The organism is Bartonella sp. M0192 (assembly GCF_016102305.1).
GTDB classification, from domain to species: Bacteria; Pseudomonadota; Alphaproteobacteria; order Rhizobiales; family Rhizobiaceae; genus Bartonella; species Bartonella apihabitans.
Genome location: NZ_JACFOU010000001.1, coordinates 813,940 through 833,788 on the forward strand (window position 1 = coordinate 813,940; position 19,849 = coordinate 833,788).

The 19,849-nt window shown below is 44.4% G+C and carries 21 protein-coding genes; 9 read left to right on the forward strand and 12 right to left on the reverse strand.

What is annotated here, in order from left to right; translation table 11 throughout:
- Nucleotides 1-2 precede the first annotated feature (2 nt).
- Together H3S82_RS03575 and H3S82_RS03580 are read right to left on the reverse strand one after the other, a co-directional pair.
- Complete coding sequence (locus H3S82_RS03575) at nt 3-794, reverse strand: ABC transporter permease (RefSeq protein ID WP_198225246.1); 792 nt, start codon at nt 792-794, stop codon at nt 3-5.
- Nucleotides 791-1,618: an ABC transporter ATP-binding protein gene (locus H3S82_RS03580; RefSeq protein WP_198233106.1), complete on the reverse strand. Its 828-nt coding sequence runs from the start codon at nt 1,616-1,618 to the stop codon at nt 791-793. The genes H3S82_RS03575 and H3S82_RS03580 overlap by 4 nt, the downstream gene beginning before the upstream one ends.
- A 354-nt stretch (nt 1,619-1,972) precedes the next feature.
- On the opposite strand from H3S82_RS03580, the gene H3S82_RS03585 reads away from it, so the two are divergent.
- The 3 genes from H3S82_RS03585 to H3S82_RS03595 all read left to right on the forward strand — a co-directional run bounded on the left by H3S82_RS03585 (nt 1,973) and on the right by H3S82_RS03595 (nt 4,997).
- Nucleotides 1,973-3,076: a hypothetical protein gene (locus H3S82_RS03585; protein ID WP_198233105.1), complete on the forward strand. Its 1,104-nt coding sequence runs from the start codon at nt 1,973-1,975 to the stop codon at nt 3,074-3,076.
- 201 nt (nt 3,077-3,277) lie between these two features.
- Nucleotides 3,278-4,198 (forward strand): sulfite exporter TauE/SafE family protein, encoded by a 921-nt coding sequence (locus H3S82_RS03590; RefSeq protein ID WP_077970428.1) that lies wholly within the window; start codon nt 3,278-3,280, stop codon nt 4,196-4,198.
- A gap of 1 nt (nt 4,199) precedes the next feature.
- Nucleotides 4,200-4,997, forward strand: a complete 798-nt coding sequence (locus H3S82_RS03595) for a TIGR02186 family protein (protein ID WP_188318373.1) — start codon at nt 4,200-4,202, stop codon at nt 4,995-4,997.
- A gap of 27 nt (nt 4,998-5,024) precedes the next feature.
- On the opposite strand, the gene H3S82_RS03600 is transcribed toward H3S82_RS03595, so the two are convergent.
- The 3 genes from H3S82_RS03600 to H3S82_RS03610 form a co-directional block, all read right to left on the reverse strand.
- Nucleotides 5,025-6,140 (reverse strand): ceramide glucosyltransferase, encoded by a 1,116-nt coding sequence (locus H3S82_RS03600; protein ID WP_198233104.1) that lies wholly within the window; start codon nt 6,138-6,140, stop codon nt 5,025-5,027.
- A gap of 78 nt (nt 6,141-6,218) precedes the next feature.
- Nucleotides 6,219-6,884 (reverse strand): ligase-associated DNA damage response endonuclease PdeM, encoded by a 666-nt coding sequence (pdeM, locus tag H3S82_RS03605; protein WP_077973425.1) that lies wholly within the window; start codon nt 6,882-6,884, stop codon nt 6,219-6,221.
- Nucleotides 6,885-6,930: 46 nt separating this feature from the next.
- Nucleotides 6,931-9,435: a ligase-associated DNA damage response DEXH box helicase gene (locus tag H3S82_RS03610; protein WP_198233103.1), complete on the reverse strand. Its 2,505-nt coding sequence runs from the start codon at nt 9,433-9,435 to the stop codon at nt 6,931-6,933.
- Between the two features lie 54 nt (nt 9,436-9,489).
- On the opposite strand from H3S82_RS03610, the gene H3S82_RS03615 reads away from it, so the two are divergent.
- Nucleotides 9,490-10,275 carry a glycosyltransferase family 25 protein gene (locus H3S82_RS03615; protein ID WP_198233102.1) on the forward strand — a complete coding sequence of 262 codons (786 nt, stop codon included), beginning with the start codon at nt 9,490-9,492 and terminating at the stop codon, nt 10,273-10,275.
- Nucleotides 10,276-10,386: 111 nt separating this feature from the next.
- On the opposite strand, the gene H3S82_RS03620 is transcribed toward H3S82_RS03615, so the two are convergent.
- The 3 genes from H3S82_RS03620 to H3S82_RS11280 all read right to left on the reverse strand — a co-directional run bounded on the left by H3S82_RS03620 (nt 10,387) and on the right by H3S82_RS11280 (nt 11,980).
- Nucleotides 10,387-10,842: a CAP domain-containing protein gene (locus tag H3S82_RS03620; protein WP_198237114.1), complete on the reverse strand. Its 456-nt coding sequence runs from the start codon at nt 10,840-10,842 to the stop codon at nt 10,387-10,389.
- A gap of 307 nt (nt 10,843-11,149) precedes the next feature.
- On the reverse strand, nt 11,150-11,416 hold the full coding sequence (locus H3S82_RS03625; RefSeq protein ID WP_078039091.1) for a DUF6460 domain-containing protein: 267 nt from the start codon (nt 11,414-11,416) through the stop codon (nt 11,150-11,152).
- Between the two features lie 435 nt (nt 11,417-11,851).
- Nucleotides 11,852-11,980 carry a hypothetical protein gene (locus tag H3S82_RS11280; protein WP_255519332.1) on the reverse strand — a complete coding sequence of 43 codons (129 nt, stop codon included), beginning with the start codon at nt 11,978-11,980 and terminating at the stop codon, nt 11,852-11,854.
- Between the two features lie 146 nt (nt 11,981-12,126).
- On the opposite strand from H3S82_RS11280, the gene xseA reads away from it, so the two are divergent.
- Nucleotides 12,127-13,698 carry an exodeoxyribonuclease VII large subunit gene (xseA, locus tag H3S82_RS03630; RefSeq protein WP_198237115.1) on the forward strand — a complete coding sequence of 524 codons (1,572 nt, stop codon included), beginning with the start codon at nt 12,127-12,129 and terminating at the stop codon, nt 13,696-13,698.
- Between the two features lie 20 nt (nt 13,699-13,718).
- Nucleotides 13,719-14,291, forward strand: coding sequence for a DNA-3-methyladenine glycosylase I (locus H3S82_RS03635; RefSeq protein WP_198232583.1), 573 nt, complete (start codon nt 13,719-13,721; stop codon nt 14,289-14,291).
- Nucleotides 14,292-14,343: 52 nt separating this feature from the next.
- Here H3S82_RS03635 and H3S82_RS03640 read toward each other — a convergent pair whose 3' ends face one another.
- Nucleotides 14,344-15,087 (reverse strand): hypothetical protein, encoded by a 744-nt coding sequence (locus H3S82_RS03640; RefSeq protein ID WP_198232574.1) that lies wholly within the window; start codon nt 15,085-15,087, stop codon nt 14,344-14,346.
- Between the two features lie 370 nt (nt 15,088-15,457).
- On the opposite strand from H3S82_RS03640, the gene hisS reads away from it, so the two are divergent.
- Genes hisS through hisG form a run of 3 tightly spaced genes read left to right on the forward strand, consistent with a single transcriptional unit; the run spans nt 15,458 to nt 18,812 of the window.
- On the forward strand, nt 15,458-16,948 hold the full coding sequence (hisS, locus tag H3S82_RS03645; RefSeq protein WP_198232573.1) for a histidine--tRNA ligase: 1,491 nt from the start codon (nt 15,458-15,460) through the stop codon (nt 16,946-16,948).
- A gap of 20 nt (nt 16,949-16,968) precedes the next feature.
- Nucleotides 16,969-18,108 carry an ATP phosphoribosyltransferase regulatory subunit gene (locus tag H3S82_RS03650; protein ID WP_198232572.1) on the forward strand — a complete coding sequence of 380 codons (1,140 nt, stop codon included), beginning with the start codon at nt 16,969-16,971 and terminating at the stop codon, nt 18,106-18,108.
- Between the two features lie 2 nt (nt 18,109-18,110).
- Nucleotides 18,111-18,812 (forward strand): ATP phosphoribosyltransferase, encoded by a 702-nt coding sequence (gene hisG, locus H3S82_RS03655; protein WP_198232571.1) that lies wholly within the window; start codon nt 18,111-18,113, stop codon nt 18,810-18,812.
- Between the two features lie 40 nt (nt 18,813-18,852).
- Here hisG and H3S82_RS03660 read toward each other — a convergent pair whose 3' ends face one another.
- From H3S82_RS03660 to H3S82_RS03670, 3 genes are read right to left on the reverse strand one after another with little or no spacing between them, the layout of a single operon-like run.
- Entirely contained in the window at nt 18,853-19,029 is a 177-nt protein-coding gene (locus H3S82_RS03660) for a hypothetical protein (protein ID WP_188317759.1), read from the reverse strand.
- Nucleotides 19,019-19,216, reverse strand: coding sequence for a hypothetical protein (locus H3S82_RS03665; RefSeq protein WP_198232570.1), 198 nt, complete (start codon nt 19,214-19,216; stop codon nt 19,019-19,021). Before H3S82_RS03665 ends, H3S82_RS03660 begins: the two co-directional genes overlap by 11 nt.
- A gap of 57 nt (nt 19,217-19,273) precedes the next feature.
- Complete coding sequence (locus tag H3S82_RS03670) at nt 19,274-19,804, reverse strand: peroxiredoxin (protein ID WP_077970451.1); 531 nt, start codon at nt 19,802-19,804, stop codon at nt 19,274-19,276.
- Nucleotides 19,805-19,849: the final 45 nt, after the last annotated feature.

The following is a 19,849-nucleotide window of genomic DNA, read 5'->3' on the forward strand; positions in this document are numbered from 1 at the left end:
TCTCAAGACTGTTTACCACGCGGGTCTGCCCGCCAGATCAGAAGCCGTTTTTCGATCATACTGACGAGAATATCGATCAGAATAACAAAAATGGTGAGAATTAACATACCGGAAAAAACGCCGGTGACGTCAAAAACACCTTCTGCTTGCGAAATAAGATAACCAAGACCGGCTGATGCGCCGAGATATTCTCCGACAACCGCACCCACCATGGCAAAGCCGACAGATGTATGAAGCGAAGAGAACACCCATGTCATGGCAGACGGGAGATAAACGTGGCGCAATAATTGCCGCTCGTTCATGCCGATCATACGGGCATTTGCGAGAATAGTCGGATTGACTTCTCTGACCCCTTGGTAAACGTTGAAAAACACAACGAAAAACACAAGTGTAAAGCCGAGTGCAACCTTGGACCATATGCCAAGCCCGAACCACAGCGCGAAAATCGGTGCCAGAACAACACGCGGCAAAGCATTTGCGGCTTTGATATAGGGGTCAAAAACCGCAGCCAGCATTTTCTTTTGTGCAAACCAGAACCCCAACAGAATGCCGCCACCGGCACCGATCGCGAAAGCGAGAATTGTTTCAAGCAACGTAATCCATAAATGATACCAGACTTTACCGCTCTGGAAATCAAGGCCAATGCGTTTGAAAATATCAATCGGTGTTGAAAAGAAGAAGGGCGGCAGAACGGGTTTTCCGTTAAAAAGCGGAACAGTTGTTCCTATTTCCCACAGAAAGAAGAAGATAATAGCAACCGAAAGCTGTAACAGAACAATCTTCAGACGCTTCATGATTTATCTCCTTGTTCATAGGCTTTGAGCACCTCTTCTTTAAGATCGTTCCATAACGTCCGGTGGATTTCGGCAAATTCTGACGTAAGCCGGATTTCCTGTAAATTGCGCGGGCGCGGTAAATTGATGAGATAATCACCTTTGACATGTGAAGCAGGTCCCGCCGAAATAATAATAACGCGATCGGCAAGGGTAATTGCTTCTTCCAGATCATGTGTCACAAACATAACGGCCTTGCGGTCTTTCGACCATAATTTCAAAAGGAGATCGCCCATCAGAACCCGTGTTTGTGCGTCAAGTGGTCCGAACGGTTCATCCATTAGAATAAGCTTGGGATTAAGGATTAAAACCTGTGCAAGTCCGATGCGCTTTCTTTGTCCGCCCGATAATTGGTGCGGATAGCGGTTGCCGAATGCTTGGAGTCCGACACGGGCAAGCCATTCCCTGGATTGGTTTAATGCATCCTGTCTTTTGACACCGCGGATTTCCAGACCGATTGCAATATTATCAATTGCCGTTTTCCACGGCATTAATGAATCAGACTGGAAAAGATAACCGGCTTCATGATTGATGCCTGAAAGAGGATGACCGAATATCTCGCATGTGCCACGGGCTGGCGGCAAGAGACCTGCTGCCACATTGAGCAAAGTGGATTTTCCGCAACCGGTCGGACCGACGATCGCTAAAAACTGTCCTGCCGGTACTTCGAGGTCAGCCTTTTTTACAGCCGTGAAATTATTGAAAACCACGCTTACGTCATCAAGCTTGACAGCTGGTGGAAGAGTTATTGCGCCGGATTGATATTGTTCTGTTCCTTCAGGCATTCTTTTATTCCATAATTTCATTGTGATGCAGCAAATCGTATTTCCATTGGTTTTTCGTTTGCCACATCGGCTATCAGGATAAAAGAAAAATTATAAAAACGCGTTTTTCAAGTAAAATATGAAAAATTTTGAGTTCCTTATACGAAATAAAATTACGTGGTGCCTCTTGTTGAAAAAGCATTGTAGGTGCGGTTAAAGCGGGAAACAAACCGTTGATCACCGAAACCATGATTGCATTTATAGTTAAGCCTAAATTTACCAAACTCGGGCTATGAATAACGAGGGCTTGAAGGCATCAAGCGCTTAAAGCCCGGAATGTTTCAGTCTGTCGTGTTTTGAGTAAAAGGCCGTGCAATGAATATGAATCGTTTATCGCTTATTTCAGATGAAGCGGGTGAAAAGCAGTTTGCGCGACATCAACCACAAGAAATAGATACACAGGAAATACAGCGCCGAGAGATCACACTTTCGGATATTGCCGCGCGGTTGCGGTCGGTTCATGAACAAATGAAAACGAAAGCGCCGGTCAAGTCAGAAAATGTTATGCCTTTTCCGCAGAAAAATAACGATGATGTAAAGGCTTATCTCGACGATATAGCACGCGCTTTGCTTAAAGAATATGAGGCAAGAAAGACCGAACAGTCCCAACTTGTTCGTCATCTTGCCAGAATCGAGCAAATTCTTGAGGCAAACAAACAGGAACTTGAACAGAGCGCAGAGAAAGACAGGCAGGCATTGACGAACGCCATTGCCGGTGAAGTGCACTCGCGCTTGAAACAGGAACTAACCGAACAAACAAAAAGTTTGGCCGACGAGAGCCGGAAAACTAATCAGGAAATTTCGCGCCAATTGCGCGAAGCCGTTGCTGCATCACGGTTTTCTGTTCAACTTGTTTCACTCCAGCGGCAAATCACAAACCTTCAGGCGACACTTGATGCCCATGATAAATCACCAACAAGTTGTGCGCATGAAGAAAAGAGCGAGCATTTGGACGAAGAGCTTCTGTCAACGACAAGCCCGCAACAATTGCCTGCATCCGATAGCGGACAAAATCATCTTGAGATAAAAAAATCTTTCGACAAGCCGGTTATTCGCATATTGGCTGAAAAAAAAACGCCGGAACAAACTTCGGAACTGAATAAAACACCTGTAGAGCTTGATAAATGCGGGCGTGAAGATGAAGTCGGTCTTCAAAAGTGCGAAATTGGTGATAGCAAGTTGAAAACAGACCTTCAAAAATGCGATTCAGAAACAGTTACGCAATTGAACAAATGTGGGCGAGCAGTCAAAATCCATGAGGAAAAAGTTAAAGTCCTGCGCGCACAAAATGGAGATAACAAAACAAAAAAGACAATCACACGTGTGAGCGCGCTTTTATTGATGGTGGCATTGGCTTACGGTTTGAAGGAGCATTTCGCTATGCTCGACAATGCATCGGTTGTTTCATTGCTCCATTGATTGGCTTTAAAAATCGTTTTACGACATGAATTGACGAATTTTTGATATGTTTAATAGGCCGGCGGAAGTGACAATCGGTGTTCGGATTATAAGATATATATCTTAACACTTGTTGCGGCTTTTCTGGTATCAACCTTGAGAGACAAAACAAACAGCAGAAACCGGCAAAACAAAGGTTCGTTTTCCCGTTAGGTGAGAGATGTGAGTATTTATTTACCGATAGCAGAAATGTCACTCAATATGCTGATTCTTATCGGCATGGGCGGGGTTGTCGGTTTTCTTTCAGGAATGTTTGGTGTCGGTGGCGGTTTTCTGATTACGCCGCTTCTAATTTTTTACAATGTTCCACCGGCTATCGCTGTCGGAACGGGAGCAAATCAGGTTATTGCTTCGTCAGTGACTGGTGCTCTCACACATTTCAAACGCGGGACACTTGATATCAAGCTCGGAATTCTTCTGGTCGTTGGTGGCATATTGGGATCATGTCTTGGTGTCGAATTATTCACTTATCTGCGTAAACTTGGTCAGCTCGATCTCATTATTTCCCTGCTATATGTTATCCTTTTAGGCGGAGTCGGAAGCCTTATGGCCATTGAAAGTTGGCGGGCAATTGTCAATGCAAAAAAGGGGAAAACCGTTATTGTTCACCGTCCCGGACACCATAGTCTGGCACAGCGTTTACCTTTGAAAATGCGGTTTCGCGCATCGAAAATCTATGTCAGCATTATTCCGGTTCTCGGCATCGGACTTGTTATAGGCCTACTTTCGTCCGTCATGGGTGTTGGCGGCGGCTTTATTATGGTTCCTGCGCTCATTTATATGTTGCGCGTTCCGACCAATGTTGTTGTCGGCACATCTCTGTTCCAGATTACTTTTGTTACAGCCTTCACAACAATTCTACAAAGTATAACCAACCAATCGGTTGATATTGTGCTGGCATTTCTGTTGATGGTTGGCGGCGTTATCGGTGCAACTTATGGAACAAGGATAGGTAGAAAGCTCAAAGCCGAACAATTGCGAATGCTTCTTGCAATCCTTGTTTTGCTGGTTTGTGCCCGTCTTGCATTCGAACTCTTTGTTCGTCCCGACGATCTTTTTTCGCTAAGCTTTATCGGCGGGTAAAATGAAAACATTTTTAGCCGCAATAATGGTTTATCTGGCAGCCTTTCTGACATGTGAAACGACATATGCGGATACAGCGACACCATCTGCCGCACCGAAAGAAAATATACAGATCATTGTGACGACCAATGAAATTACACTTGATACCAATTTTGCCGGTCGCAACGTCTATATTGCAGGTGTTCTCGAAAATGCCGATCCTCAACTAAGGCGTCAGGGGCGTTATGATATTATCGTTGTTATGGAAGGTCCGATACGGCCGATGGTGATGCGCGAGAAAAAGCGTAAACTGGGCGTATGGGTGAATACGGATGCACTGACATTTGTAGCGGTTCCGCAATCCTATGAAATGGCAACCACACGTGAAATCAGGGATATTACCAGCCCGATCAATTATAAAAGATTGGGCGTGGGGCTTGAATATGTACCGCTGCGTGCAGAAACAGGGGACGCAGATAAACTCAAATTATTCCGTGACGAACTTATCAAGATCAAACGCGATCAACATCTCTATAGTGAAAATATCGGAGCTGTCACCTTTGGCTCTGCTTCGCTATTTTCAGCAAATTTCAAGCTGCCTGCCAATATCCCCGTTGGTCATCATACAATTCATGCTTATCTCTTTCGTGATGGCGAGTTTGTGGAAACAGTGTCAACAGAACTTGAAATTGTTAAAGCCCACACAGCCTATGCAATTTACCGTTTTGCTCAGGATAACAGCATCTATTACGGTTTTGTTGCAGTCTTTGTAGCAATTTTCACCGGCATTCTGGGGCGGCTGATATTCCGTAAAGATTAAATGTTGTCCGGCATTCCCGCATCGCTCTTATTTCTTGATATTGACGTTATGACCTTGCCATTCATATCCACGACTTGAAAAAGCTGATAGCCATAATACCGGTAATAATAAATCGCGGACGATTTCGGCTAAAGCCTGCGAAAGAGAAAATGGCCAACCGACGATTGATGTTATGGAAAATTCGACGAAATACCAGATAAAGAAATAAAAAAGAATGAGCGAGTAGGCGGCGCCACCAAGATAACAGGCGAGAAGCAAACATAATGCGGGGAAAAAAATACCTGATAAAATTTCAAGATAAAAAAATGCGGGAAATGAGTCCCGACGCAGTTTTGCCCAGCGTATCTGACGTTGCCAGACAGCTCGCCAGCTTTTTGTCCCCAAAGGTTGGGCAAATGGCATTGGTGTGAGACGCACTTTCAACCCCTGTTCCCTCACGATCTTGGTTGACGCGGCATCTTCGGCCAGTTCGCAATTCAATGCTTCAATGCCACCGGCGCGGTTTAAAATATCCCGAAACCAGAACAATGTTTTGCCCTGTGCAAAACCGTTTCCGATTGTATCGGAAGTTAATTGCCAGCGTGCTTGATAGGAATTGAGAAATGCAGCTTCGAGATTGGCAAAGAAATTTTCCGGTTCTGTTCCAAGAGGAGGAGAGGCAACGAGGCCGGTGTTCTTTCTCCAACGGGAAAAAATATCTGCAATATAGGTTTCAGGCATCAATACATTGCTGTCGGTCATGACAACCCACGGATATTTTGCCTGATGCCAACCTTTGACCAGATTGTTCAACTTGGGATTATCGCTAATTTTATCATTACCGATCAGCAATTTTGCATCGGCATCGGGATATTCTAAAATCAGGCTTTCAATTAACGGAATGGCTTTGTCGTTTTTGTCTGCCACGCAAAAAATAATTTCATAATTTTTATGATCGAGTTCGAAAGTTGAAGCCAATGTGCGCCGCAGTCCGTATTCGAGATTTGAGACAGGGCGCAAAATAGTAACTTTTTCTTCTTCACCCTCACCGAATGTGCCTTTCGGTTTCCAGAAACGACGACACAGAACGACAATAAAACTAAAAACGTGTAGGAACATACACAAAATCGCAAGGCCAAGAAATATCATAGAAAAATATATCATTTCCTCAAACCTTCCGGACAAATAAAAACAGAAGACAGATTTAGTTTTTTTGTAACAATCGACAATAGTATCTATGTTTTAGCGCGAAAAGAAATCTCTTTGGTGAATTGGGTAAATAGTATTTTTTCCTAAAAGACATGCGATAAGTTCTGATTTTTTAAAAATATTTGAAAAAATCTTGTGAGTAAGATCCATTCCTCCGGCATAGGCACCAAAAGCCGGCAAAATCATCCGGTTTCCGTCGCTTGCAAAACAAAAGCGTCTAACCGACATCCCACGTCTGAAGATTCGAAGCGCGGGATGAAGATGTCCGGCCATTTCTCCGTTCTGTGCGCCAACGCGTGGTTCATGGCGAAATATCAACGGACCGATTTGAATTTCATGTGTCCATTGACCGGCAAACTCGGTTTTTTCATCATCATGGTTTCCGGCAATCCAGATCATCTCGCGGTTGGCAATGATGTCTTCAAGCAATTGCCGGTTTTTCCCCGACAGTTGCGTAGAAGCCTGATTGTCATGGAAGCTGTCACCCAAGGCGATAATTTTTTGCGGTTGATATTTTTCAATCACATTTTTCAAACGCTTAAGTGTGCGTTCACTATCATAGGGAGGCAATAATTGCCCATGACGGGCAAAACATGAGGATTTTTCGAGGTGAAGATCGGCAACAATGAGCAAATTTTCAGCTTCCCAAAAAGCCGCACCGCTGCAATCGCAAATTATTTCAGCGCCGTTGACGACCATTGTGAAACTTTCAATTTTGCTTCTTATGTTCAAATACGTCTTCGCTTCAATTTTCAAGAACGCTATGAATAAGTTCTTCCGCTGCTTCTGTTAATATATTGTCTTCCGCACTTCCCGGAATCATTTCTTTTCCTATTTCAAGCATAACCGGAAGCGCAAGTGGCGACATCTTGTCAACCGGACGGTGGATAATATGATTTTTGATCCTCTTCAACATATCACCCAGCCGCTTGATGTCTAAAAGTCCGCGTGCCGCATCCTGCCGCGTTGCCTGAAGCAGAATATGATTTGGTTCATGCGTCCTTAAAACGTCAAAAATAAGGTCGGTCGAGACAGTGACTTGTCTTCCGGTTTTTTCTTGCCCCGGATGACGACGGTTTATCAAACCGGCGATCATGGCGCAATTACGGAAAGACCGTTTGAGCAGATAGCTTTCATCAAGCCACGCTTCGAGATCATCGCCCAACATATCTTCCGAAAAGAGTTCTTTCAACAATAGGTTTCCGGCTTTTATAGCTTCCCCCATATCATCAAGTGCCCAAAGGCCGATGGAATAATCTGTAGCCACAAAACCGACCGGATTTAAACCGGCCCGTTCGAGGCGCCGTGTCAACAACATTCCAAGTGTCTGATGGGCAAGGCGCCCCTCGAATGGATAGGCAACAAGGAAAGACCGGTTTTTTTCATTAAATGTTTCGATCAATAATTGATTGGTGTCTGGCAGAATGGACGAGATTTTTTGTTGTTCAAGCCATTTTTGCACTTGCCCCGGCAAAACATGCCATTCTTTCGGGTTTGCGAGCATCTTGCGCAATCTCTCCGCAAGATAGGTCGAAAGCGGAAAACGCCCGCCCATATAGCTTGGAACACGGGCTTCCGGTTTTTTTGATAAGCTCACATAACATTCGTTTTCGCGGATGCCTTCAAAACAGAGGACATGACCGGCAAAAATGAATGTGTCACCTTTTGTCAGGCTTTCAAGAAAACTTTCTTCAATGCGTCCCAGCATCCGGCCGCCCCGCATTGCGTTCATATTGCCGGATTTTACAAGCCTGACATTGAGTTCGGCAGCCTCAATAATGGTTCCCATATTGAGCCGGTATTGCTGGGCTATTCTAGGGTTGGAAACGCGCCAGCGGCCATCTTTTGTGCGCCTTATTTTTGCGTATTGCTCGTAAGCTTTAAGGGCATATCCACCGGTTGCAACAAAGTTCAATGTTTCATCAAATATTTTTCTTTTGAGTGTCGAATAAGGTTCTGCCGTTTTGACTTCCTGATAAAGCTCGTCGGCATTGAAAGGTCCGGCGCAGGCCATACCGAGAATATGTTGGGCAAGAACGTCGATAGCACCTTCGCTTAAATGAGGGCTATCTTGTGCGCCGATATAATTTGCGTCAAGTGCTGCCTGACATTCGAGAACTTCAAAACAGTTTGCCGGAACAAGCACCGCTTTACTCGGTTCGTCCATGCGGTGGTTGGCGCGGCCGATACGCTGGGCAAGTCTGCTCGCGCCTTTCGGAGCACCAACATGGATAACCAGATCAATATTTCCCCAGTCTATGCCGAGATCAAGTGTCGAGGTGGCAACAACGGCGCGAAGCTTGTTCAAGGCCATTGCATCTTCTACCTTTCTACGTTGCCCGACATCAAGTGAACCATGGTGAAGTGCAATCGGTAAACTATCCTCATTCATCCGCCATAATTCCTGAAACAACATTTCTGCTTGCGAACGTGTATTCACGAAAATCAATGTTGTTTGTGCGTTTTTTACAAGGTCAAGAATGTCTTTGACAGCATAACGGGCAGAGTGCCCGGCCCAGGGAATGTGCTCTTTGGTTTTTAAAATACGAATTTCCGGTTTGGCACCACCGTCGACAGTTACAAGTCCCGCCATAGCAGATTTTTGCTTTTGGCTCACCAGCCAACGCCGCAAGGAGTCGGGGTCGGAAACGGTGGCCGAAAGGCCGATTGTTTTCAAATCCGGTCGCAATGTTCTTAAACGGGCAAGTGCAAGTGAAAGCAATTGTCCCCGCTTCGAAGTGACAAGAGAATGGAGCTCATCCAAAATGACAGTATCAAGAAAGCCGAAAAATTTTTCTGCCTCGTGTGATGATAGAATGAGTGACACTTGCTCCGGCGTTGTTAATAATATATCAGGAGGAATGAACTTTTGTCTCTGTCTTTTATGTTGGGGGGTATCACCGGTTCTTGTTTCAATTGCAATATCAAGTCCCATTTCCTGAACGGGCGTTTTCAAATTGCGTTCAATATCTTGAGCCAATGCTTTGAGTGGAGAAATATAAAGCGTATGAAGATGCTGATGATGTTTCGTGCGAGAAAGTGCAACCATGGAAGGCAAAAAACCGGCAAGAGTTTTACCGGCACCTGTGGGGGCAATGAGCAGGGTTGATTGTCCACTTTTCGAACGTTTTAGAAGTTCAGCCTGATGCGGACGCAAGCTCCATCCTTTTTTCTGAAACCAGTTGTAAAACCGGTCAGGTAAAAGAGAAAGTTCATCTTGCTGAACTGAATTGCGTTGATCGTCGTCCATAAAACCTATTTAATATGCGTGACTATATTCGCCAAGTTCCCGGTTAAATTCATCATGAAGCTATATGTGATCAATCTTGATCGTTCACCAGACCGTTTAGACCGTCTTGAAAAAATATTTGGGAATTTGAACCTCGGCTTTACGCGCGTTGCTGCAATAGACGGGCTTCATCTTGATGAAAAATTCATTGCCGATGTCAGAAGACACCAGCTTTGGCCGGATCCGCTAACGCGCGGAGAAATCGCCTGTTTTTTAAGTCATAGGGCGGTGCTCGAAAAAGTAGCAGCCGGAGATGATGATTTTGCCGCGATTTTTGAAGATGATGTTATATTGTCGGGAGACGCGGGCGATTTTTTAAATAATGACCTTTGGATTCCGGCTGGAGCCGATATTATAAAAATCGAAACCCATAACAAAAAAGTCTGGCTCGGAAAAAGCCAAAGTCTTAAAGAAGGCTATCAAATTGCGCCGTTGAAAAGTCGTCATATCATGGCGGCCGGATATATTGTTTCACGACAGGCGGCGAAAAGACTTTGCGCAATGATGGGAAAAATTACCTTTCCCTTTGACCATTTTCTTTTTAATCCGAAATGTCATGTATTCGAACACTTCGAAATGTGGCAACTCGATCCGGCAATTGTACGTCAGGCAGGCCTGATCAGCACACTTTCAGATGACCGCATAAAAATCGATCGGGAGAATAAAAGTAAGCGTGTCGCATCCAAGACGTTAAGGCGAGAAATAAAACGTTTTTTCTCACGCGCAAAAATCGGGCTATGGGGAATTTATGTCAATTACTTGACCCACGGGCATTGGAAACGGGTAAAATATAAACCTTGAATTTATGAAACCAATCGTCAACGATATCCTGATCGTTGAATACGAATATCATTCGAAAATATATTCAAAAAGTTGCCCTATGAAGCCCGATGCCATAGGTCTTTTCTTTATTCAACGTTTGAATTCTATTGCCCAATAAACGTAATTCGGCCGTTTTGGAGACGTTGCTTTTGCCAGACCATAATAATGGAAACTCGGATAAAGCATATTGCTTCTGTGACCGGGGGAATTCATCCACACATTATAAGCCGCTGCAACAGTCGACCGGCCAGCACAAAGATTTTCGCCTGCCGCACCGTGAATGCCGAATTTACGCAAACGCGTTACAAAATCATTACCGAAGCTGACCGTATGGGCAACTTTCTGGGCATCAGCCATTAAATTGGCTTGATCCTGTGCCATTTTTTCCAATTGTTTGTCGGGTTGAAGCGGTCCTTGTCCATTTTGAGATCGCAAAGCGTTGATCAGTTTCGTCGGATCTTCATCATCAGCAAAAGCGGGTATTAACCCCGTTGCACTCATGATAACAGCGCTGGAAAAGACGAAAAAATTTCTACGTGTCAGCAAAATATCACCCAACAATTTAACAGGTTCATAAAAACAACGGGTCTTTTAAAATTCGTGACTATGAAAAACAATAGTTAGCCACCACACCGTTCGCATTAATGCACCGAAAATTATAAACTCGCTAAAGTTACTATTAAGCTTTTATGGAATTTCTTGGGCAAGCTATAAAATTTTTAGCTTTTATATCGTTGATATAGAAAAACTGCAAATTTGGCCTTTGCTGAAAATATATAATTATATAATCAAAACAATGGCTTATTTTCATATAAACGCGGTCAGTTGTTAAATGGATCAAGAGCCGAAGCCATTAACGGATCAGGTTCAGGATGCGCATAATGATAAATATCGGGATCACAATTGCAGCGCCCACAATCACCACGTTGAACAGTTTTTCGAATGCATCAAATCCCATTGACCAAAGCGAGTTAAAGAAATGCACAATTTTCCAAACAACATCCATTGGCGTCCAGCCAAGAAGTGTCATAACGATGCCGACCAGGATAGAAAAAACCAGCAATTTTATAACAACGCGTCCGGGAGTATCTCCAAGAAATGAATTGAGTGGCTTTGACATTTTTTATCCTTCAAGGGTGCAAAACAAAACCATTAAATAGGTTTCAATGGTCTAAAGTTCAATCTGCGTTTTTTTCAACCTCAAGACTATAACAACCAACCTCAAACGAGCAAATTATCCAAATCCGGCTTTTCTTACGACTATCTTTCTTGAATATCAGATGAGGCGATCGCTATAAATAGTGTTTCGAAACCATCGCAAATCTTGATGCAAAATTGTGATCCAACTTGCACTTTATCCGGCAAAACCGTTTTCGTCACTCAAAGTAGCCGAATAAAGGCAGCCGAATAAAGGCAGCCGGATAAAACGACAAACAGCAGAGTGGAGTGTAGCAAGAATCTGAACCGCGACTAAGGAGACAGAAGCAGTGATACTTTCTGCAAATATTGCAGCTTTTGCCCGAGAAATGCAGTGACACCTCTTTGCCGAAGTTTTTTAACGCTTTTTGTTTTTTGTCGACTTTTCTTTTTCCACTTGCTTTTCAAGTTTCCCGCCTTTCAAAGGTGGTGTTACTTCCTTTGCAACGTCACTTGCACGCTCATGATTTACAGGTAATTTTCCCATTTTTTACTCCCTGAGTTGATTAGAATTAAACGAAAAACACAAATAATTGTTCCCGTTTATCGCATGGTGGCGGTTTTAAAACGGCTTGAAGTCAGCCGAATTTGTGCCTAGTGGATTAACCGGAAGAATTGATATAATGTGCGCATATGAGTGACTTTTTTGCTGAAAATAGTGCTGCAAGCAATGCGGTCGAATATACGGTTTCCGAAATATCGGGTGCGTTGAAGCGTACGGTCGAGGACCGGTTCGGACATGTTCGTGTGCGTGGTGAAATTTCCGGTTACAGGGGCCCGCATGCTTCAGGCCACGCCTATTTTGCACTAAAAGACGATAAAGCGCGTCTTGAAGCGGTTATCTGGCGCGGCGTCATGGGCAAACTCAAATTCCTTCCCGAAGAGGGAATGGAAGTCATTGCGACAGGTAAACTCACAACCTATCCCGGTTCATCGAAATACCAGATTGTGATTGATAATCTGGAGCCAGCGGGCGTAGGGGCCTTGATGGCACTTCTGGAAGCAAGAAAAAAGAAACTTGCTACCGAAGGGCTATTTGACGCTGCCAGCAAACAATTATTGCCCTTTATGCCCAAGGTCATCGGTGTTGTAACATCGCCGACGGGCGCCGTCATTCGCGATATTATCCATCGCATTTCCGACCGCTTTCCCCTTCATATTATTGTTTGGCCGGTGCGTGTGCAGGGAGAGACCTGCGGGGCCGAGGTTGCAGCCGCAGTTTCCGGCTTTAATGCTTTGAAAACAGGTGGCCCGATTCCGAAGCCTGATCTTATTATTGTTGCACGCGGTGGGGGCAGTCTTGAAGATTTATGGGGCTTTAATGATGAAATTGTTGTAAGGGCCGTTGCCTCTTCACTCATTCCGGTAATCTCTGCTGTTGGCCACGAGACTGATTGGACATTGGTGGATTACGCGGCGGATGTACGTGCCCCGACACCAACCGGCGCTGCAGAAATGGCAGTTCCCGTCAAAGCGGAACTTGAGGCAAGTGTTGCTTCTCTTTATGCGAGATTATTGGGAGGAATTTCCCGCCAATTCGATTTCCGCAAGCAAAAGCTCTATAGTGCAGTGCGTGCACTTCCCTCTGTAGACCAGCTTCTTGCATTGCCGCGCCGCCGTTTTGATGAAGCCGCAAGCAGATTGGAACGTTCTCTCTCGGTCAATACAGAAAAGAAAAGACAGGTTTTCAATCTGTTGGCGCGCGGGCTTTCACCGCATCTGGTTATCAATCTTGTCAATCAGAATCGTCAAAAGACAAACCATTTGGCCTTGCGACTGGAACAGGCATTTATTGCATTAACGATAAGCAAAAGACAAAAGCTCTTGTCGGTGACAAGGAGTTTCACCCCGCGACTTGCCGAAAGCATTATGGATAAGGCCAAAGAAGCAGGTTTGTTTTATTTCATGCGCCTTCAGAACGCTTTTGTGCTCATTGTTGAAAAACAACGCCAGAAAGTCGATATGGCGGCGCGGTTGTTAAACTCGGTTTCTTATGAAAAAACACTCGAGCGCGGTTTTGCACTGGTTCTTGATACAGAAGGAAAGCTTGTCAAAAATGCTCGTGAAGTTCCTGAAAACGGGTTTTTGAAAATCAGATTTTCTGATGACACGATTGACGCAACGGCAATCGGCAGAACCCACCAGCCGGCGAAAAAACAAAAACGCCATCCGACTGACGATGACAATCAGGGAGATCTCTTTTGAAAGCTCTGGCAGAAGGGCTAATGCTTGGTGCTGACGGGAAAATCCGTTGTGCATGGGCAGGCGAGGATGCTCTCTATTTAGCCTATCACGATCATGAATGGGGCAAACCCGTTTATGATGACAATCATTTGTTCGAGAAAATTTGTCTGGAAGGATTTCAGGCCGGTTTGTCATGGTTGACAATATTGAGAAAACGGGAAAATTTTCGCAATTCATTCGACGGGTTCGATTTTAACAAAATTGCTTTTTATGACGAAGAGAAAATAGATGAACTATTGAAAAATCCGGGTATCGTCCGTCATATCGGAAAAATCCGTTCGGTTGTAAACAATGCCAGATGCGCTCGTAAACTTGTTGAAGAAAAGGGAAGCCTTGCCGATTATTTCTGGTCTTTTCAACCGCCCGAATCCGAACAGTTCGAACATGTCGACTATGCAACGCTTAAATTAAATCCGACAACGCCGGCTTCAATCCGCCTTTCAAAAGATTTGAAAAAACGCGGATGGAGCTTTGTTGGCCCCACGACCTGTTATGCTTTCATGCAATCCATTGGTATCGTCAATGACCATATCGAAGGTTGTTTTTGCCGTTAAAATATGTGGTTCCGACTTTTTGAAAACAGCAAATTCCCTTATTAAAACGGACTTATTTTTTCTCGGTATTTTCCTGTGGTGCTGAAGCCAGACTTTTTTCAACTTCAAAACTGGTAAATTTGATTTTTTTGGCAAGATCTGCAAAATGGCTATTCAAATAATCCTGAAAACGGGCAGATGTCGGGCTCCCTTCTGCCGTTCCAGTGTTGGAGCCGAACAGAAAGCTGTGACTGGATTGATGTCTTATGTCGAGAATACCGGCATCAACAAGTTCGTTTTTGTCGATATGGATGTAATTTGCACCGGCCACAGGTAACTTCTCGGGAGAAAATAAATCGGCGAAAAAGGTATTGTGTCCGATTTCGCCCATCGAGACACGAGCATTTGCATCAATATTACATTCAAGGCCTGTCAATATATAATCGCCCGGAGCAATTGGAGAAAATGCTGTCGCAATTGTTTTATTGGTGAGCTTTTCCGAAATCGTGTCAAAGGTTACTTTACCGAGGAACCATTTATCCGATTTGCCAAGAAACCATTTGGTTTGCGAAATCGCTTTGTCGGGTAAACCGGCAATTGTATAATTATCTCTACCGGAATAAATATTTGTATAATTTTTCTGGTCAATCCTGTCACCAACGATTTGTCGTAAGCGTATTGTTGTGCTTTGGCAAAACCGGCCTTCATAAACGACTCTGACAGCAATGGCCGCACCTTTTTGGGAAATCGTATTCTGGAAGAAATTAACAGCTTCATCGCTATTAATGTCATTTTTCTTGGTATCCGCGCAGCTCACGGAACAAATGGATACAAAAACAAGTAATAAAATCCGGTAATTCAACATTTTTCGACTGTAAGATGATCAATTTAATTAAGTAGAATTGATAGCAATTATTTTTGACAAACAAAATGGTTTACTTGTTTGATAGTCGACAATCGACGAAAGAAAGTGTGGATAAATTCTTTTATTTGTTCGGCAAGGTAAAATCCGGAAGGGTGGTATTTACTATTAAAAGAGTATCCTGAATTTTTAAAAAAGAAATTTCCGAAATCATTCATATAAATAAACTTTTGTGAGCTTGACGCGCATGGCTTGCCGCTTTGTGTCGGATGGGTTACAAACCAGCAATCCTTCAATTGCATAGTAATTTAGCGGCAGGAATAAAATGGCAGATAGACAGGTAAAGACGATAGCGCGTGTTCCTCGTGGTTTTGTTGATCGCACGAGTGCGGAACTCCATGCCGCAGAAAAGATGATGTCGGTTATCCGCAATGTCTACGAGCTTTACGGATTTGAAGCCGTTGAAACGCCGATTTTCGAATATACAGATGCATTGGGAAAATTCCTCCCCGATCAGGATCGTCCGAATGCCGGTGTTTTTTCTATTCAGGATGATGATGAGCAGTGGATGTCATTGCGATATGACCTGACAGCGCCGCTTGCACGCTATTTCGCTGAAAATTTTGAAAGTCTACCAAAACCCTATCGCAGTTATCGTGTCGGCTGGGTCTTCCGTAACGAAAAGCCGGGGCCGGGTCGTTTCCGTCAATTCATGCAATTTGATGCCGATACTGTGGGAACGCCGACTGTTGCTGCCGATGCCGAAATTTGCATGATGGCAGCCGATACAATGGAACGGCTCGGTATTGATCGGGGTGATTATGTCGTTCGTGTAAACAATCGTAAAATTCTTGATGGAGTGCTGGAGCTGGTCGGTCTTCAGGGCGACAATAATGCAGAAAAAAGGCTCACTGTTCTTCGCGCCATTGATAAGCTTGACAAGTTCGGTCCTGAGGGCGTGAAACTTCTTCTCGGCAAAGGTCGGCTGGATGAAAGTGGTGATTTTACCAAAGGAGCCGAGCTTTCGGATGAGGCAATTGCCAAAGTTCTTTCCTTTATTAATGCCGGTGCTGAAAATGGCCAAGCCACCCTTGATAATCTCTCCAAGGTGGTTGCTGGAAGTAACCGTGGCAAAGAAGGCGTTGACGAGCTTCAGGATATGTTGGCACTTTTTACGGCCGCCGGTTATGAAAGACGGATAAAAATTGACCCGTCTGTTGTTCGCGGGCTTGAATATTATACGGGACCGGTTTTCGAGGTCGAATTGTTATTCGATGTTGTCAATGAAGACGGGCAAAAAGTTGTTTTCGGTTCGGTCGGTGGCGGCGGGCGTTATGACGGGTTGGTATCGCGTTTTCGCAGCGAACCGGTTCCGGCCACCGGTTTTTCAATTGGTGTTTCAAGATTGATGACAGCCTTGAAAAACCTTGGCAAACTTGGCCTTGATGAAAAAAGAGGACCGGTTGTTGTGTTGGTAATGGATAAAGACCGGACCTCGCTTGAACGCTATCAGAATATGGTCGCAAAACTTCGTAATGCCGGTATTCGTTCCGAACTTTATGTTGGTGGTTCGGGCATGAAAGCGCAAATGAAATATGCCGATCGCCGTCATGCCCCTTGCGTTATTATTCAAGGTTCGCAAGAACGGGCAGAAAATCAGGTTCAGATCAAGGACCTTGTTGAAGGTGCAAGATTGTCGGCTGAAATTGAAGATAATAAAACGTGGCGTGAAAGCCGTCCGGCACAGATTACTGTAGACGAAAACAAAATGGTTGACGCGGTTAAAGAAATTCTCGCCGCGCAAGAACAAAATTAATAGTGTCGAGCGGGAAAAACATGACCGGATGTGAAATAACAGCCAATGCAATCAAAGAATTTTTTGGCAATAATCATTTACAAATTGTTTCAATTCCGATTTTGCAACCGGCTGAACCGTTTTTGGACATGGCAGGAGAAGATTTGCGCCGCCGCATTTTCATGACCGAAAATGAAAATGGTGACAGTCTGTGCCTGCGGCCTGAATTTACAATTCCTGTCTGCATCGAGCATATTAAAACAGGTGCAACAACGCCACGCCGCTATGCTTATATAGGCGAAGTTTTCAGGCAGAGCCGCGCGGGTGAAAACGGCTTTTATCAGGCAGGCATTGAAGATTTGGGAGATGTCGATGAAGCAAATGCCGATGCACGCACACTTCATGACGCTTCGGCCTTATTAGAGCATATATCGACGAATATCGACTATACCATATTTCTGGGCGATCAGAATGTTTTTGCTTCTGTGCTTCAGGGCTTGGGGCTTGTTCCGACATGGCAAAAAAGGCTGTTGCGCAGTTTTGGTAATGCCAAACAATTACGCGATCTTTTGCATATTCTGGCAGAACCCAAAAGCGAACAAAGTTTGCCGGACAATCTTATGAAATTGGTCGAAGCACACGATGAGTCGGAATTGACAAATTACATAGAGGAAGAAATGCTTGATGCGGGCATTTCCCCGTCTGCAGGACGCAGTCCGACAGAAATTGCAAGAAGGCTGTTGGAAAAACAGCTTTTATCTTCAGTAAAACTTACAAAACCGGTTCTCGAAGCTTTGGAAGAATTTTTGGCAATTCGCTTGCCCCTTGATGACGCGGAAGATGCACTTTTCGATTTCGGGAAAAAATATGAATTGGTGAGCGATCAGTTTCTGATGCCGTTCAAGGCAAGAAATCGCGCTTTTTTAAATAAAGGGATCAAGCTTGAAGCTGTTGAATATGACGCAGCTTTCGGCCGCCCGCTTGACTATTATACCGGTTTTGTTTTTGAAATTCGTAAGAGTAGTGGTGATGTCGTCATCGGTGGTGGACGTTATAATCGTTTGATGACAATGCTGGGCGCCGATCGGCCGATACCGGCTGTCGGTTTTTCGGTTTGGCTTGACAGGCTCATGAAAGATGAAAAAAGCACAATCGGGTTTCAAAAGGGGCAAGGGAAATAGTTATGACAATTACACTTGCACTTCCCTCTAAAGGCCGTCTTAAAGATAAGACATTGGAAACCTTGAAAGCCGCCGGTTATGAGATCGTTCTTGCCGATAATAACCGTAACTATCGGGCGGCTGTTGCCAATGACAAGAATATCGATATTCTTTTTCTATCGGCTTCGGAGATTGCCCGCGAACTTGGCTACGGGAATGTTGATCTCGGGGTTACAGGGCAAGATTTGATAAACGAAACACTGGCTCATCCGGAAACAAAAGTAAAAGTTGAAGTTCCGCTCGGTTTCGGCTTTGCCGATGTGGTGGTTGCTGTTCCTGATGTCTGGCATGATGTTGTAACAATGGCCGACCTTGATGACGTTGCGGCCGAATTTCGTCAACGGCATGGAAGGCGGCTTCGTATTGCAACAAAATTCTGGCGTTTGACACAGCAGTTTTTTTCACAAAAACACGGAATACAGGTCTATCGCATTGTCGAAAGCCTCGGGGCAACTGAAGGGGCACCGGCGGCCGGTTCGGCTGATATGATTGTCGATATAACCTCTACCGGAGAAACGCTCAGGGCAAATAAGCTCAAGATATTGGAAGACGGGGTTATATTGAAGTCACAGGCATCGCTCGTTTCGGCATTGAGAAGCCGCGAGAAGACGGAAGTTCAAGAAGTTATCAAAAAATTGGGCAAAATTGTTCCCGCTCAAAACTGAAATTTGAACGAGATTGATTGCGGAAACTTGTTTTTTTTAATCAAACGATAGCATCCAGCGCGTCGATGCCTGCCATATCGAAAAATATAAATGTCATGAAGACAAGTAATATCACAAGGATGACAGCTGCAACCAGCAAAACAAAAAAACGCGATCTAATGCGGCGTTTTTCCATTGAAGCCGGATCAGAATTATCGGCTTTGAGATTAGTCGTCATTGCTGGAGTTTAAACGGTCCGGACTCGTCCCTACACCCGGTTCTCGACCCAAATAGCCCAATTCCTGAAGCGATTTTTTTAAAAAAAGCTCGACAGCTTCAGCTTCGCTTTTAATCTTATGATTATCACGCAGGAAATTTTGCAAAGCTGTCAATGTTTGTGCGTCAAGATTGAACGAAATACCCATATAGACCTCTTGAATAAAAAAGGCTCCTGCCAAGATATGCAGGAGCCTTGATTGATATTACTTTTCGCCCTTGAGGACTTTCAAAATGTTCTGTGGTGAAGATTCACCATAAGGATCAGTCTCGCAGTTATCCGAGAAACCTTTTTCCTCAAACCATTTTTCAACAACACCATCTTTGACAACAGCAGCATAACGCCATGAACGCATGCCGAAACCCAAGTTGGATTTGTTGACGAGCATACCCATTTTACGAGTGAATTCGCCATTGCCATCAGGAATAAGCTTGATGTGCTGCAATTTGTTGTGTCTGCCCCAAGCATTCATAACGAAGGCATCATTGACAGCAAGGCAGTAAACTTCGTCAATGCCAAGCTTTTTGAATTCCGGATAAAGTTTTTCAAAATCCGGCAACTGATAAGTCGAGCATGTTGGGGTAAATGCGCCCGGCAAGGAGAACAATACTACGCGCTTGCCCTTGAAATATTCGTCTGTGTTGACATCTTGCCAACGGAACGGGTTTGAACCCCCAATAGATTCATCACGTACACGCGTATGAAATGTTACATTTGGAACTTTTTGTCCGATCATTAATTTGCTCCTGTATTTTTATATCCTTCGGCCTGTCCGATAAGG

What these genes read in the sequence shown, in the direction of transcription:
- H3S82_RS03615 (WP_198233102.1), top strand. Translation starts at nt 9,490, where the DNA reads ATGAAGCTATATGTGATCAATCTTGATCGTTCACCAGACCGTTTAGAC.
- xseA (WP_198237115.1), top strand. Translation starts at nt 12,127, where the DNA reads ATGAGTGACTTTTTTGCTGAAAATAGTGCTGCAAGCAATGCGGTCGAA.
- H3S82_RS03585 (WP_198233105.1), top strand. Translation starts at nt 1,973, where the DNA reads ATGAATATGAATCGTTTATCGCTTATTTCAGATGAAGCGGGTGAAAAG.
- H3S82_RS03635 (WP_198232583.1), top strand. Translation starts at nt 13,719, where the DNA reads ATGCTTGGTGCTGACGGGAAAATCCGTTGTGCATGGGCAGGCGAGGAT.
- hisS (WP_198232573.1), top strand. Translation starts at nt 15,458, where the DNA reads ATGGCAGATAGACAGGTAAAGACGATAGCGCGTGTTCCTCGTGGTTTT.
- H3S82_RS03580 (WP_198233106.1), bottom strand. Translation starts at nt 1,618, where the DNA reads ATGCCTGAAGGAACAGAACAATATCAATCCGGCGCAATAACTCTTCCA.
- H3S82_RS03575 (WP_198225246.1), bottom strand. Translation starts at nt 794, where the DNA reads ATGAAGCGTCTGAAGATTGTTCTGTTACAGCTTTCGGTTGCTATTATC.
- H3S82_RS03650 (WP_198232572.1), top strand. Translation starts at nt 16,969, where the DNA reads ATGACCGGATGTGAAATAACAGCCAATGCAATCAAAGAATTTTTTGGC.
- hisG (WP_198232571.1), top strand. Translation starts at nt 18,111, where the DNA reads ATGACAATTACACTTGCACTTCCCTCTAAAGGCCGTCTTAAAGATAAG.
- H3S82_RS03595 (WP_188318373.1), top strand. Translation starts at nt 4,200, where the DNA reads ATGAAAACATTTTTAGCCGCAATAATGGTTTATCTGGCAGCCTTTCTG.
- H3S82_RS03610 (WP_198233103.1), bottom strand. Translation starts at nt 9,435, where the DNA reads ATGGACGACGATCAACGCAATTCAGTTCAGCAAGATGAACTTTCTCTT.
- H3S82_RS03665 (WP_198232570.1), bottom strand. Translation starts at nt 19,216, where the DNA reads ATGGGTATTTCGTTCAATCTTGACGCACAAACATTGACAGCTTTGCAA.
- H3S82_RS11280 (WP_255519332.1), bottom strand. Translation starts at nt 11,980, where the DNA reads ATGGGAAAATTACCTGTAAATCATGAGCGTGCAAGTGACGTTGCAAAG.
- H3S82_RS03660 (WP_188317759.1), bottom strand. Translation starts at nt 19,029, where the DNA reads ATGACGACTAATCTCAAAGCCGATAATTCTGATCCGGCTTCAATGGAA.
- H3S82_RS03625 (WP_078039091.1), bottom strand. Translation starts at nt 11,416, where the DNA reads ATGTCAAAGCCACTCAATTCATTTCTTGGAGATACTCCCGGACGCGTT.
- H3S82_RS03670 (WP_077970451.1), bottom strand. Translation starts at nt 19,804, where the DNA reads ATGATCGGACAAAAAGTTCCAAATGTAACATTTCATACGCGTGTACGT.
- pdeM (WP_077973425.1), bottom strand. Translation starts at nt 6,884, where the DNA reads ATGGTCGTCAACGGCGCTGAAATAATTTGCGATTGCAGCGGTGCGGCT.
- H3S82_RS03600 (WP_198233104.1), bottom strand. Translation starts at nt 6,140, where the DNA reads ATGATATATTTTTCTATGATATTTCTTGGCCTTGCGATTTTGTGTATG.